Consider the following 15184-nt stretch of genomic DNA (forward strand, 5'->3'; position numbering starts at 1 on the left):
TTATTTATATATAAATTATATTGTATTTTTCATAATTAATACACCCTTCTTTAGGAGAATAAGTCATTGATAGAAAATATTTTTTTTTTATTACGATTTTTTAAAAAGATTAATGCTAATACTTGGTATTTCTTATCTGTTCCATTGTTAATTTTGATGATTTTAATTTTACTTATTTTGCCGCTACCTACTTTTATTTTAGATGTATTCTTTATATTTAATATTGTTACTTCGATTATTATTTTAATTGTTTCCATGTTTCTTAAAAAAAATTTAGATTTTTCTTCTTTTCCTGCTGTTTTATTATTTTCGACATTGTTACGATTATCTTTGAATATTGCTTCTACTCGTATAATTTTATTAAATGGACATACAGGTTCTTTTTCTGCAGGGCGAGTTATAGAATCATTTGGTTTTTTTTTAATTAAAGGAAACTTTTTTATCGGTTTCATTATTTTTTGTATTTTAATTATTATAAATTTTTTAGTTATAACTAAAGGTTCTGGGAGAATTGCGGAAGTTAGCGCTCGATTTATTTTGGATGCGTTACCAGGGAAACAGATGGCAATTGATGCAGATTTAAACGCAGGAATTATTTCTGAAAAAGAAGCTACAAGAAGACGAATTAATGTTCACCGAGAAGCGGATTTTTATGGATCTATGGATGGAGCGAGTAAATTTGTAAGAGGTGATGCTATCGCTGGAATTATAATAATGACTATAAATATTATAGGAGGCTTTGTTATAGGAATGTTGCAGCATGGGATGTCTTTTTCTGAGGCGATTAAAACATACGGTGCTTTAACTATTGGTGATGGATTAGTAGCTCAAATCCCTTCATTGATGATATCCATTGCTTCTGGTGTTATTTTAACTCAAACTAGTTCTGATAAAAATAATATTAGTGGGGAAATAGTTAATCAGATTTTTAATAATTATCAAGTAATTTTTTCCAGCGGTATTATTTTTTTTATTTTTGGTGTAATTCCAGGAATGCCGAACTTTATTTTTTTATTTTTTTCAGTTATTTTATTTATTTTATCCGGGTATTTATACAAACGTGATTTTATAAATAAACTTTCTAATTCAATGGTATATATAGAAGAAAAGAAATTATCTAATTTCTCATGGAATGATATTCACTTTGAATATTTATCTACTTTAGAGTTAAGTCCTGTTTTCTTAAAATCGATGTATCAAGATAAACATAGTTATTTATTAAAAAATTTATATATTTTAAGAAAAGATATTTCTCAAGATTTTGGATTTTTAATTTCTAAAATTCATATTACTTATAACCCTGAATTAAAGAATGGACAATATAGATTTTTAATAAAGGGCGTTGAATTAGGATCTGGAGATATTTTTTTAGATAAGATATTAGTTTTAGGTAATCAACAAACATTTATTAAAATTACTGGAATTAAAGTAATAGAACCATTTTTTTGCTCTGAGGCTTTTTGGATAGATGAAGATATTAAAGAAAAAGTTATAAAAAAAAAACTTACAATAATAAATTCAAGTTCAATTATTATTGCTCATGTTAATAACATTATTAGAAATCGCTTATTTGAATTATTTGGATTTCAAGAAACACAGCAATTATTAGAGCGTGTTTCTCAAAGTTTTCCAAAATTAGTTGATTATTTAATACCAAATATTATTTCTTTAACTACGTTGCAAATGGTATTACAAAACTTATTAAAAGATGGTATTCCTATTAAAGATATTAGAACAATTTTAGAAACTTTAATAAAGCATGGTAATAGTTTTAAGGATAATATTGATCAATTAACGTCTATCACTCGAATGGAATTAAAGGATTTTATTACACAAAAATTTTTTTTGAAAAACAAACATATTTATGCCATTGGATTAAGTTCTAAAATAGAATCAATTTTGTTAAAATTAGTTAGTGATAAAGATAATCAATTAGAACCGATTTTTTCTGAAAAATTAATTGAACAAACTAAAAAAACTATTTTACTTCAAGAAAAAGATAATCTTCCATTAGTATTAGTAACTCACCCTCAATTACGTATTTTATTGTCTAAATTATTTTCGAAAAGTATTTCTAACTTAACCGTATTATCTTTTTTAGAGATTTCTGAAGATTGTGTAATTAAAATAACGTATTTTGTTGGTATGAATTTAGATTCATAATTTATATATAGAAAAATTATATTAAAATTTACATTTTTTTTACTGTTTTTATCCCTAGTAAATATAGTCCTTTTTTAATTACTTTTGCAGTTAAAGAAGATAATTTCATTCTACTTGCTTTGATGTGTTTTTCTTTTGCGGATAGTATAGAACAATTTTCATAAAATTTTGAAAATTTTTCAGCTAGGTCGTATAAGTAATTACACATCAAGTGCGGTGTTCCATATTTTTCTAGCATTAGTAGAGTTTTTTCAAATTGAAGAATAGAAAAAGTTAATTTTCGTTCGTAATTCGTAAAAATTTTTATTTTATTTTTGTTGCACAGATATTTTAATTTACCTTTATTCATAATTGATTGAATCCTAGTATAGGCATATAAAATATAAAGAGCAGTGTTTCCTTCTAGAGACAACATCTGATCCCAATTAAAAATATAATTTAAGGTTCTATTTTTTGATAAATCAAAATATTTAATAGATCCTATTCCTATACGTTCTGAAATTTTATTTATATCTTTATTAGATATAATGTTATTTTTTTTTATTATTATTTTTTTTGCTCTGGAAATACTTTCATTTAACAGATCCATTAATTGAATAGTTATTCCGTTACGTGTTTTAAAGGGTTTTTTATTTTTATCGAGTATCATTCCAAAGGAATGATGTTCTAGTATTGTTTTTTTAGGTATATAATTTGCTTGTTTTGCTATATCCCATACTTGTAAAAGATGTTGTTTTTGCCTACTATCAATATAATAAATTATTCGATCAGCATGAAGGGTTTCGCAACGGTATTTTAGACATGCAAGATCTGTTGTTGTATATAAAAACGCTCCATCTTTTTTTTTTATAATCACTCCCATTTTTTTTCCTAATCGATTTGTAAATTTTTTTAAATATACTAACGTGCATTTATTATATTTAATTGCAATTTTTTTTTTTTTTAAATCAGATATTATTTCAGGTATCATAAAATGATAATAACTTTCCCCGCGAATATCTTTATCAGTTAGAGAAACATTTAATTTTTTATATATTAATTTGTTTTTTTTTATAGTTGATTGAACTAATATATTCCATATTTTTAAACACTTTTTATTTTTCTTTTGAAGTTTAACTATGTTTTTTTTTACTTGACTGGCAAAAAATGGATCTTTTTTATAATTTAAATAGGCATCATGATATGTAATATCATTACTTTGATTAATAGAAGGTTTTTTAAGTTGAAATTGTGTAATCAGCATACCAAACGGAGTTCCCCAATCACCAATATGATTTTGCTTTATAACATTATGACCTAAAAACTCCATTACTCGAGCAGTTACATCCCCTAGAATGGTTGATCGTAGGTGACCTATATGCATATTTTTTGCTATATTAGGGGAAGAATAATCAATAACTATAGTTTTCTTTTTTTTTTTTGAAATATTCAAATTCTTTGAAATAAACATTTTGTTTACATGTTTACATAACCAACTAGATCTTAGGGTAATATTAATAAAACCATTTTTAGAAACTGATATTTTTTTATAAATATTAGATTTTTCCATATCACAGGAGATTTTTTTTGCTAATTCATACAAAGAACCCGGCATTGTATTTTTCAATTTGATAATACCATTTATTTGATAATCGATATCGTTACTTTTTATATTTTTTTTAATTAAAGGATCAAAATTTTTTTTTAATCCATTTTTTATGCAGATTTGTTGTATTTTTTTTTTTAAATATTTTTGTATGTTCATAGATGTACCTGTATTGAGAAATTTACTATATTTTTAGATAATTGTTCTAATCTCTTAATATTATTTTTATTAATACTTTTAAATTTTATTATATAATGACTAGGTAATGTTGTAAATGCTGTACATTTTTATGTTTTTTATAAATATAATTCTTATTAATTAAATTAAAAATATGTTGACTTTTTTCAAAAAAGGAATAAGATAGATCTTGTAATAAAAATGTTCTTTAAAAAAATATTTCAGAAAGTTTATGTGGGCACATGAAAATTAAATGTTCAGATAAAAATTATTCATGATTAATTTTATTGAAAAATAAAATTACTTGTGTAATAAAAAAGTTATACTTAAATGAAGAGTTTGATCATGGCTCAGATTGAACGCTGGCGGCAAGCCTAACACATGCAAGTCGTGCGGCATCGCAAAAATATTTATATTTTTGGCGGCGAGCGGCGAACGGGTGAGTAATATCTGGGGATCTACCTAAATGAGGGGGACAACCATTGGAAACGGTGGCTAATACCGCATAATGTTGAAAAACTAAAGCAGGGGATTTATAAGAATTTTTAATAGACCTTGTGCATTTAGATGAACCCAGACGAGATTAGCTTGATGGTGAGGTAATGGCTCACCATGGCAACGATCTCTAGCTGGTCTGAGAGGATGGCCAGCCACACTGGAACTGAGACACGGTCCAGACTCCTACGGGAGGCAGCAGTGGGGAATATTGCACAATGGGCGAAAGCCTGATGCAGCTATGCCGCGTGTATGAAGAAGGCCTTCGGGTTGTAAAGTACTTTCGTCAGGGAAGAAAGTGATAATGCTAATATCATTATTAATTGACGTTACCTGAAAAAGAAGCACCGGCTAACTCCGTGCCAGCAGCCGCGGTAATACGGAGGGTGCAAGCGTTAATCAGAATTACTGGGCGTAAAGAGCGCGTAGGTGGTTATTTAAGTCAGATGTGAAATCCCTGGGCTTAACCTAGGAACTGCATTTGAAACTGGATAACTAGAGTTTCGTAGAGGGAGGTAGAATTCTAGGTGTAGCGGTGAAATGCGTAGATATCTGGAGGAATACCTGTGGCGAAAGCGACCTCCTGGACGAAAACTGACACTGAGGTGCGAAAGCATGGGGAGCAAACAGGATTAGATACCCTGGTAGTCCATGCTGTAAACGATGTCGACTTGGAGGTTGTATCCATAGAGAAATGGCTTCCGAAGCTAACGCATTAAGTCGACCGCCTGGGGAGTACGGTCGCAAGGCTAAAACTCAAATGAATTGACGGGGGCCCGCACAAGCGGTGGAGCATGTGGTTTAATTCGATGCAACGCGAAGAACCTTACCTGGTCTTGACATCCATAGAATTCTGTAGAAATATAGAAGTGCCTTCGGGAGCTATGAGACAGGTGCTGCATGGCTGTCGTCAGCTCGTGTTGTGAAATGTTGGGTTAAGTCCCGCAACGAGCGCAACCCTTATCTTTTGTTACCAGCGGTTTGGCCGGGGACTCAAGGGAGACTGCCGGTTATAAACCGGAGGAAGGTGGGGACGACGTCAAGTCATCATGGCCCTTACGACCAGGGCTACACACGTGCTACAATGGTGCATACAAAGAGAAGCAGCTCTGCAAAGATAAGCAAACCTCATAAAGTGTATCGTAGTCCGGACTGGAGTCTGCAACTCGACTCCACGAAGTCGGAATCGCTAGTAATCGTGGATCAGAATGCCACGGTGAATACGTTCCCGGGCCTTGTACACACCGCCCGTCACACCATGGGAGTGAGTTGCAAAAGAAGCAGATAGTTTAACCAATTTTTTGGAGGACGTCTACCACTTTGTGGTTCATAACTGGGGTGAAGTCGTAACAAGGTAACCGTAGGGGAACCTGCGGTTGGATCACCTCCTTAAAATATTTAGCATTTAATTGGAGTGTGCCCATATAAACTTTTTGTTATATCAATAAAACAGGCTTGTAGCTCAGCCGGTTAGAGCACACCCCTGATAAGGGTGAGGTCGGTGGTTCAAGTCCACTCAGGCCTATATTATTCTTTCCTTTTAGTAAAAAAAGAAAAGGGGGGCTATAGCTCAGCTGGGAGAGCGCCTGCTTTGCACGCAGGAGGTCAGCGGTTCAATCCCGCTTAGCTCCAAAATTTATTAAAAAATTTTTTATTTTTTTTATTTATTTTTATTAATAAATTATAAAGAGTTTAATATGTATGCTTTTTATAAATTATATTTTTATTATATCCTTTCTATTTAGTTTATTTTCTTAAATTTAAAGTAATTCGTTAAATCAGAAAATATTCATGTCTAATTTTTTCAGAATATATGAATAATTTTATTTTATTCTATTCTAATATTTTTTAATTATTAAAATACTATCCTAAATATGATAAATAAATTTAATAATAGACAAGTTGTTTTAGATATAGAAACAACTGGAATGAATAAATATGGTTGTATATACTTAAATCATAAAATTATAGAAATCGGAATTATCGAAATTATTGATAGAAAATATACAGGGAAGTATTTACACTATTATTTAAATCCTGAAAGAAGAATTGAACCTGAAGCTTATAAAGTACATGGGATTTCTGAAAATTTTTTATTAGACAAACCATTTTTTTCAGATATTTATGTAAATATTATTAATTTTATTAAAAACTCTAATATTATTGTTCATAATGCTGTTTTTGATATCAGTTTTTTAAATTATGAATTTAGTTTATTAAAAAACCGAATTAAAAAAATAAAAGAATTTTCTACTATTACAGATACTTTGTTACTTGCTAGAAAATTATTTCCTGGAAAAAAAAATAGTTTAGATGCATTATGTAATAGATATAAAATTATTAATGTCAATAGAAATGTACACAGTGCATTGTTAGATGCTAAAATATTAATGAAAATATATTTATATATGACGAGTAAGCAAAAAAAAATAAAATTTAACGTTAAAAATAATTCTTTTTTACAATTAGATAAAAAAAAAATTACTACACCCGAAAATTCTTTTAAAATTCTTTACTCTTCACTTCAAGAAAATATAAAACATAAAAAATATATGGATATGATAAAAAAAAAAATTTTTTAGAAATTTTTATATTGATTTTTTATTTTTAAGGGATATAATAAATATTATAATTTATAAAATGGTGTGGTAGTTCAGTTGGTTAGAATATCGGCCTGTCACGCCGGGGGTCGCGGGTTCGAGTCCCGTCCACACCGTAAATATTTTTATATTTTTATTTATATTTTTATATATATAAATTTATATATTTTTAGTAATATTGGTATTTTTTATAAATTAATTTATATTTTACAAATCAAAAAATCATTTTTATAAAATTTATTTTTATAAATATAATTTGGAATTATGAGAATGAATCAAAATAATATTTTTAACGATTCTGGATGTGATAAAGAAAAAAATTTTTCTAAAGATTCTAATGAATCCTCGTTAAACAAATTATCCAAAAAAGAAATTAAATTATTAGATTTTCAGTCAGAATTAAAAAAAAAGTCTGAAAAATATACAAGCAAAATTAAAAAAATAAAAACTAGATTAAGCAAAAAAATTTTTAATACATATAATTTTTTTTTAGAAAAATATTTTTCATCTATTTTGCCGGTCATTGATAGTATTGATGCATCGATAAGTTTGCTTGATCGATCTCATAGTAATCTTGAAGAAATTTATTCTGAATTAAAAGATATACAGAAAAAATTTTTATCTGTTTTTGATCAATTTAATGTTGTAGCTATTAACTCTGTTAATATTCCATTTGATCCATTAATACATCAAGCTATTTCTATTGATTTTTCTAGAAAATATGAAAACAATTTTGTTGCATGTATTATACAAAAAGGTTATTCATTAAATAATCGATTATTAAGACCAGCTCTAGTATCTGTTTCTCAAATCAAATAAAAATAAATTTTACTAAATTTATTAATCCTTAAAATAAAAAATTATATATTAAGATATTTTTAAATCTTAATATAAGGAAGAATTTTGAAAAACTTTAAAAAAAAAAAAATAATATAAAAAAATATTTTATCAATAGAAAAGCAAAATATAATTTTTATATAAAAAAAACGATAGTTTCTGGTATTTCTTTAAAAGGATGGGAAGTAAAATCAATTCGAGCAGGTAAAGTTCAAATAACAGAAAGTTATGTTGTTATAAAAAAAAATGAAGCTTATTTATTCGGAGTTTTTTTTCAGCCGTTAATAACAACATCAGATGTTTTTTTGTGTAATCCGAGTAGAATTAGAAAATTGTTATTAAAAAAAAAAGAAATTAATAATTTAAATATTTATACTCAAAAAAAAGGATATACTTTAATTCCTATTAAATTGTTTTGGTTAAAATCTTGGTGCAAAATTCAAATTGGGGTAGTAAAAGGAAAATCTTTAAGAGATAAAAGATTAGATAAAAAAAATGATTCTTGGAAAAAAGAAAAAAATACGATATTTAAACGTTTATCTTTAAAAAAGATTAATTAATTTAATTTATTAAAGAGTTTTAATTAAAATGACATTTAATGATCGTTATTGGATGAAGCATGCATTTCGTAAGGCTTTATTTGGAAAAAAAAATGGAGAAATTCCTATAGGATCAGTTTTAGTAAAAGATAACAATCTTATTTGTTCATCTCATAATTCTTGTCTTTCTTTATTAGATTCTAGTGCTCATGCTGAAATGTTAGTTATTAGAGAGGCTGGTAAGAAACTAAAAAATTACCGATTAAATAATACTAGCTTATATGTAACTCATGAGCCATGTTTTATGTGTTCGGCTGCAATTATAAATTCTAGAATTTATAGAGTTGTGTATGGTTCTTATAGTTCAAATAAAAATAGTTTTTCTAATTTTATGAATTTATTGTATATTAAAAATGTTAAGCATCATATAAAAGATATACGGTCGGGGGTTCTATTATATGAATGCTCTAATTTATTAAAAATTTTTTTTCAAAATAAGAGGAATTCAGTTTAATTATAAATTTTTTGTTAATTTTCCATAACAACTATAGATTGGGTATATTTTTCAGTATCAGAAATACTTAAAAATATTTTTTTTATTTTTAGTTTATTCAATTTTTCATATACAGGACCAAACATTTTTAAACTCGGTTTTCCTTTTAAATTATGAATAACTTCACAATTTTTTAAAAACATATTTTGGTATATACTAACTCCCATTGCTTTTGCTGCAGCTTCTTTTGCTGTAAATCTTTTAGCTAAAAATATATATTTTTTTGATATTTTTTTGTATTCATACAGTTCTTTTATTGACAAAATTCTTTTTGGTATTTTAAATCCATAATTTAAAATTAGTTTTTTGAAACGATGGCTATTCACTATATCTATTCCAATTCCTATTATTGACATTACTATTATTCCTTTATTATATAAAAAAATTTAAAAATTATTTTTTTATTATATACATATTTTTAATTTTAAATTCACTTTTTTGTTTAAAAATTTCTCTATTTTATAACGAGAATGTAGTTGACATTTTTGAATCTTTTTTCCTTTTTTTCCAATAATAATTTTTTTATGTCTTAGATTTTTTGCTAGTATAGTGCTAAAAATAAAGTATTCTCCATTATTTTTTTGATAAAATTCATTAATAAATATTTTAAATGAATATGCTAGTTCTTGATGTAAAGTGTGAATAAGGGTTTCACGAATCATTTCAGAGATTAAAAACTTTTTTTTACAAGTAGTTTTTTTATATTTCGGGTATTTGTGATTAGATTTAGGTAATATTTTTTTAATATTTGATATTAAATATTCTAAACAGGTTTTTTTTTTAGCTGAAATTAAAAAAATTTCATTTTTTGGAGCAAGTGAACTAATTTTTAAAATAAATGGTAATAATAATTTTTTATCATCAATCAAATCAATTTTATTAATTACTAAAATACATTGATTATTATTTTTTTGAATGTATTTTAATAATTTTTTTTCTTGAACACTCCAAACAAAACAAGTAAGTAAAAAAATTACCAAGTTTGATTCATCAATTAAATGAATAGTATCTCTTATTTTCTTTTTATCAATATAATTATAATATTTTTTTTGCAATCCTGGGGAATCAATTACTTCTAATTGCATGTTTTTAGAAGTATAAATCCCAGTTATATGTGTTTGAGTTGTATGAATTTTATGTGAAATAATAGAAATGTTAGATTGTATTAACTGATTAACTAAAGTAGATTTACCTACATTAGTTCTCCCTACAATAATAATTTTTCCAAAAACATTATCTTTTTTCATAAATTTTATTCTACCTCTAATCGTATTAGAGCGTTTTGAGCAGAATCTTGTTCTGCTTTTCTTCTACTAGCACCTATACCAATTAATACTTCTGACAAACCCTGTATTTTACAAGAAATAGTAAAAATTTGGTTATGTGCTGCTCCGTATATTTGCTCTACATGATATATTGGTAAAGGAGAGTGTTTTGATTGTAAGTATTCTTGTAATCGTGTTTTAGGATCCTTTTTTGTTCCAATAGGGCTCATTTTTTTAAAACGGTTTTTATACCATTGCAAAACAATTCTTTCTACAGTATAGATATTACTATCTAAGAAAATGCTAGCTATAATTGCCTCTATAGCGTTTGCTAATATAGATTCACGTTTAAATCCGCCACTTTTTTTTTCTCCTTGCCCTAATTTAAGATATTTTCCTAAAGAAAACTCTGATGCTATTTCTGCTAATGTATTCCCTCGAACTAAGGTAGCCCTCATTCTACTCATTCCCCCTTCGTTTACTTTTGGAAAATGATGATATAATGCTTTTGCAATAATAAAACTAAGAATAGAATCTCCTAAAAATTCTAATCTTTCGTTATGTTTTGTGCTAGCGCTTCTGTGGGTTAAAGCATGTTTTAATAATGATACATTAGTAAAAGTATAACCAAGAAATTTTTGTATTTTTTTTATCATTATAGAGCTCATATTAACACAATTTAATAATTAGTATTTTTAATGTTTTTTCAAACCATAATAATATATTAAATATTAATAATATATAAAAATTTATTGAATTTTTTTAAAAATTCTGTTAAATCGTACTATTTTTAACCAAATTTTACTAGTATAGTTACAGCTAAACCAGATAAATTTTACTTTTCCTAAAATATTTCTTTTTGAAATTACCCCCCAAAATCTACTATCAAAACTTTTATCTCTATTATCCCCCATAACAAAATATTGATCTTTTGGAATAATCCAAACCCATTTTTGAATATATTTATTTCCTCTATTTATAGAAAATAAACAATTTTTTATCCCTTTTATAATAATTATATCATGAGAATAACCATTATGTTTTTCTGTACAGCATATAAGTCTGAGTGTATGATATGTATTAATAAAATTTAATTTCTTATATTTATGATTTTTAATAAAATTACTAGAAAGAAATTTATCTTTTTTTTTTAAAAAAAAATTCTTATTTTTTATAATATAAATTTTTTTTTCAAAAGGATGATAAAAAATTATATCTCCAGGTACCCCAACAATTCTTTTGACATAATTAATATTATTATCATGTATATTTTTAAAAACAATAACATCATTTCTTTTAGGTTTATAAAAATTTTTCCAGATATGATAATTGTGATTGTTAGTATTAATAAAAAATTTTTGAACTATTACACAATCACCAGTAAATAATGTTGGTTTCATAGAACCAGAAGAGATTATGTATGATTCAAAAAAAAATAAACGAACTATTAAAATTAGAATTAATATTAAAAAATTTTTAATTAATTCTATTATTTTTTTTTTTTTTTTTTTTTTTTTTTGAAAATTTATATAATTAAAATTTTTTTTATAATTAAATGAATATAATACAATGATTATACTGGTTAACATTAGGAACATATATTTCATGTATGGAATCCTATTTTTAAAGGTTATTGGTCAATTTTTAGAACAGAAAAAAATATTTCTTGAGGAAGGTTAATATTTCCGAAAGTTTTCATTCTTTTTTTTCCTTTTTTTTGTTTTTGTAATAATTTTTTTTTGCGACTAATATCCCCTCCGTAACATTTTGATAATACATTTTTTCTTAGTTGTTGAATAGTAGTTCGGGAAATAATATTGTTTTCAATAGCAGCTTGAATTGGAACATTAAATTGATGTCTAGGTATGATTGTTTTAATTTTTTCTATTATTTTTTTTGCTATAAAAATAGAATTTTTTTTATGACAAATAGAAGATAATGCTATGATTTTTGTAGAATTAATCAATATATCAATTTTAACTAAATCACTTTTTTTAAATCCAATAAAATTGTATTCTAGTGAAGCATACCCGCTAGATATAGATTTGAGTTGATCAAAAAAATTAGAAATTACTTCAGATAATGGAATTTCGTATTGAATAACAGTTGTTTTATCATGATATACTAAATTTATTTGAATACCTCTTTTTTTAATACATAAATTAATAATTTCTCCTATATATTTAGTGGGGGTAAGAATATTACATAATGCTATTGGTTCTCTGATTTCTTGAATTAAGTTTTTTTTAGGAAATTTTTCTAAGTTATCTAAATAAATTTTTTTTTTATTTTTTTTTAATATAATTTCATATATTACTGTAGGGGCTGTTAAAATAACTTCTATATTATATTCTCTTTCTAATCTTGATTGAATAATTTCCATATGCAACATACCTAAAAATCCACATCGAAATCCAAAACCTAATGCTTGTGAATTATCAAATTCATAAAATAAAGAAGAGTCATTTAATTGAAGTTTATTAAGAGCTTGTTTTAATTGATTGTACTGGTGGTTTTTAATAGGAAATATTCCAGCGTAAATTTTAGGTTTTATTTTTTTAAAACTAGATAACATTTTAAAAGAAGGATTTTTAAAAGATGTAATTGTTTCCCCAACTTGTATAGAAGAAATATTTTTAATTCCGCAAATTATCCATCCAACTTCTCCACAAAATAAAGACTTTTTAAATATTCTTTTCGGAGTAAATACTCCTAGTTGATCAACTTTATAAATTTTTTTTGTCCTAATGACTAGGATTTTATCCTTAACCATTATGAAACCATTTTTAATACGTATTAATAATACTACTCCAAAGTATTTATCAAACCAAGAATCAATTACTAATGCCTGTAAAGGATTATCTTCTATTCCTATTGGAGCCGGGATAACTGTAATAATTTTTTCTAATAATTCAGGTATCCCTTGTCCTGTTTTTGCTGAACAGCAAACAATATTTTTTGTAGATATTCCAATAATATTTTCTATATCTCTACAAACTCGATCAGGTTGAGAATTTGGTAAATCAATTTTATTTAAAACAGGTAAAATAGATAGTTTCATTCGCAAAGCACTATGGCAATTTGCAACTGTTTGAGCTTGTACGCTTTGAGTAGAATCTATAATTAATAATGCTCCTTCACAAGCTGATAATGAACGAGACACTTCATAAGCAAAATTAACATGTCCTGGTGTATCAATAAAATTTAAACAAAAATTTTTTCCTTTTTTTGAGGTATAATTAATTGCAACACTTTGCGCTTTAATAGTAATACCTCGTTCTCGTTCTAGCTCCATAGTATCTAATACCTGTTCCGACATTTCTCTAACAGATAATCCACCGCATGCTTGTATTAAACGATCAGATACAGTAGATTTTCCGTGATCAATATGAGCAATAATAGAAAAATTTCTTATATATTTCATCATATAACTATATATACCATTTTATTGTCATGTAAGGGTAATAAAATTTATTTATATAAATAATACACTATTATTTTATGATTGTATGTAATTTAAATCTTTTTAATAAAAATTTTTTAGTAAAAATATTTTCCTATATATAATATTTTTTATAAAATTCTGATATAAAAAAAATTTTTATTTTACTTATTTAAATTTCAATTAAATTGAATATAATATCGAATAACTAATATAATGAAACAATTTTATATGTTAAATTATAATGTATAAAAAATAATTACATTCTTTTTAAAAAAAATGAGAAAAAATGAAAAAAAAAAGAGTTATCTTAGCAATGTCAGGAGGTGTTGATTCGTCTGTTTCAGCTTGGCTGTTATTAAAAAAAGGATATGTAGTAGAAGGTTTATTTATGAAAAATTGGGATGAAGAAGATTTTCAGGATCATTGTCCTTCTAAAAAAGATTTTATTGATACTAATTCAGTATGTAAAAAATTAGGTATTGTTTTACATACAGTTAATTTTTCTATGGAATATTGGGAAAAAGTATTTAAAAAATTCATTGTTGAATATAAAAAGGGACGAACTCCTAATCCAGATATTTTATGTAATAAAGTAATAAAATTTAATATTTGTTTTAATTTTGCCTTTCAATGTTTAAAGGCAGATTATTTTGCAACTGGTCATTATGCCGATATTAGAAAAATTAGAAATGAATATTGTTTATACAGAGCTACAGATAAAAATAAAGATCAAAGTTACTTTCTTTATACAATACAGTCCAATACTTTATCAAAAGTTTTATTCCCATTAGCAAACTTTCATAAATCAAAAATACGAAAAATAGCACAAAAAATTCAATTAAGTGTAGCTAATAAAAAAGATTCTACTGGAATTTGTTTTATTCAACCTAAAAACTTTCATTTATTTCTTAATAAATACATACCATTTAAAATAGGAAAAATAATTACAATGTCCGGGGAATTTTTAGGATTGCATTCTGGTTATTCGTATTATACTATTGGGCAAAGAAAAGGTTTAAAAATTGGAGGAAAAAAAAATAAAAATATGTATCCTTGGTATGTAGTAAAAAAGAATATTTATTTAAATACTATTACAGTAGTTCAAGGATCTAGAAACCCGTATTTATTATCATTTGGTTTTATAATAAAAAAAATTTCTTGGATTTCACTTAATACATATATATTTCCAATACAATGTGAAGTACAAATAAAGTATAGGCAGAAACCCCATATGTGCTTAATTATTAAACAGAATCAAAAAAAATATATACAGGTTTTTTTTAAAAAACCTAGTTTATTTGTTACTACAGGTCAATCTGCAGTATTTTACTTACATGATCATTGCTTAGGTGGAGCAATTATAAAAAAAAATATACCGTATTTACCATAAAAAAATAATATACATGAACGTTATATTAATTTAGAATAAATTAATTCATGATATGATTAAAGAAAATAAATATTTAATTGTATTTTTAATATAAATTGATTGATTAATAATATTATACGGATAATTGTTTAGCTT

Annotated in this window: 12 protein-coding genes, 3 tRNA genes and 1 rRNA gene; 10 read left to right on the forward strand and 6 right to left on the reverse strand. The window is 25.4% G+C overall.

The annotated features are described in order from the left end of the window. Positions 1 to 69: 69 nt before the first annotated feature. Positions 70 to 2163, forward strand: coding sequence for a flagellar biosynthesis protein FlhA (locus EAO23_RS00790; RefSeq protein ID WP_420021826.1), 2094 nt, complete (start codon positions 70 to 72; stop codon positions 2161 to 2163). Between the two features lie 28 nt (positions 2164 to 2191). Here EAO23_RS00790 and argS read toward each other — a convergent pair whose 3' ends face one another. Then, positions 2192 to 3907, reverse strand: a complete 1716-nt coding sequence (gene argS, locus EAO23_RS00795; RefSeq protein WP_158349045.1) for an arginine--tRNA ligase — start codon at positions 3905 to 3907, stop codon at positions 2192 to 2194. Positions 3908 to 4252: 345 nt separating this feature from the next. Here argS and EAO23_RS00800 point away from each other — a divergent pair. From EAO23_RS00800 to tadA, 8 genes are all read left to right on the forward strand, one after another. Next, positions 4253 to 5812: ribosomal RNA gene (locus tag EAO23_RS00800) — 16S ribosomal RNA — on the forward strand. A gap of 59 nt (positions 5813 to 5871) precedes the next feature. Continuing rightward, positions 5872 to 5945, forward strand: a tRNA-Ile gene (locus EAO23_RS00805). 34 nt (positions 5946 to 5979) lie between these two features. After that, a tRNA-Ala gene (locus tag EAO23_RS00810) sits at positions 5980 to 6052 on the forward strand. 242 nt (positions 6053 to 6294) lie between these two features. Then, positions 6295 to 7002, forward strand: a complete 708-nt coding sequence (gene dnaQ, locus EAO23_RS00815) for a DNA polymerase III subunit epsilon (RefSeq protein WP_158349046.1) — start codon at positions 6295 to 6297, stop codon at positions 7000 to 7002. A gap of 60 nt (positions 7003 to 7062) precedes the next feature. Then, positions 7063 to 7136: transfer RNA gene (locus EAO23_RS00820), tRNA-Asp, on the forward strand. 154 nt (positions 7137 to 7290) lie between these two features. Continuing rightward, positions 7291 to 7839, forward strand: a complete 549-nt coding sequence (locus EAO23_RS00825; protein WP_172575449.1) for a nucleotide exchange factor GrpE — start codon at positions 7291 to 7293, stop codon at positions 7837 to 7839. 113 nt (positions 7840 to 7952) lie between these two features. Continuing rightward, positions 7953 to 8417: an SsrA-binding protein SmpB gene (gene smpB, locus EAO23_RS00830; RefSeq protein ID WP_158349048.1), complete on the forward strand. Its 465-nt coding sequence runs from the start codon at positions 7953 to 7955 to the stop codon at positions 8415 to 8417. Between the two features lie 28 nt (positions 8418 to 8445). Then, the gene (tadA, locus tag EAO23_RS00835) at positions 8446 to 8910 is read left to right on the forward strand and encodes a tRNA adenosine(34) deaminase TadA (RefSeq protein ID WP_158349049.1); all 465 of its coding nucleotides are present in this window, start codon (positions 8446 to 8448) and stop codon (positions 8908 to 8910) included. 14 nt (positions 8911 to 8924) lie between these two features. Here the strand turns inward: tadA and acpS are convergent, their stop codons facing one another. The 5 genes from acpS to lepA form a co-directional block, all read right to left on the reverse strand. Further along, positions 8925 to 9305: a holo-ACP synthase gene (gene acpS, locus EAO23_RS00840; protein ID WP_158349050.1), complete on the reverse strand. Its 381-nt coding sequence runs from the start codon at positions 9303 to 9305 to the stop codon at positions 8925 to 8927. 48 nt (positions 9306 to 9353) lie between these two features. Continuing rightward, positions 9354 to 10196, reverse strand: a complete 843-nt coding sequence (gene era / locus EAO23_RS00845; RefSeq protein ID WP_158349051.1) for a GTPase Era — start codon at positions 10194 to 10196, stop codon at positions 9354 to 9356. A 5-nt stretch (positions 10197 to 10201) separates the two neighbouring features. After that, complete coding sequence (rnc, locus tag EAO23_RS00850) at positions 10202 to 10882, reverse strand: ribonuclease III (protein ID WP_158349052.1); 681 nt, start codon at positions 10880 to 10882, stop codon at positions 10202 to 10204. Positions 10883 to 10963: 81 nt separating this feature from the next. Beyond that, complete coding sequence (lepB, locus tag EAO23_RS00855; RefSeq protein ID WP_172575450.1) at positions 10964 to 11803, reverse strand: signal peptidase I; 840 nt, start codon at positions 11801 to 11803, stop codon at positions 10964 to 10966. A 41-nt stretch (positions 11804 to 11844) separates the two neighbouring features. Next, positions 11845 to 13638 (reverse strand): translation elongation factor 4, encoded by a 1794-nt coding sequence (gene lepA / locus EAO23_RS00860; RefSeq protein WP_158349266.1) that lies wholly within the window; start codon positions 13636 to 13638, stop codon positions 11845 to 11847. A gap of 307 nt (positions 13639 to 13945) precedes the next feature. Here lepA and mnmA point away from each other — a divergent pair, with 307 nt between their 5' ends. Then, the gene (gene mnmA / locus EAO23_RS00865; protein ID WP_158349054.1) at positions 13946 to 15049 is read left to right on the forward strand and encodes a tRNA 2-thiouridine(34) synthase MnmA; all 1104 of its coding nucleotides are present in this window, start codon (positions 13946 to 13948) and stop codon (positions 15047 to 15049) included. Positions 15050 to 15184 lie beyond the last annotated feature (135 nt).

The sequence above is a fragment of the Buchnera aphidicola (Cinara strobi) genome (assembly GCF_900560745.1).
GTDB lineage: Bacteria > Pseudomonadota > Gammaproteobacteria > Enterobacterales > Enterobacteriaceae > Buchnera_F > Buchnera_F aphidicola_AJ.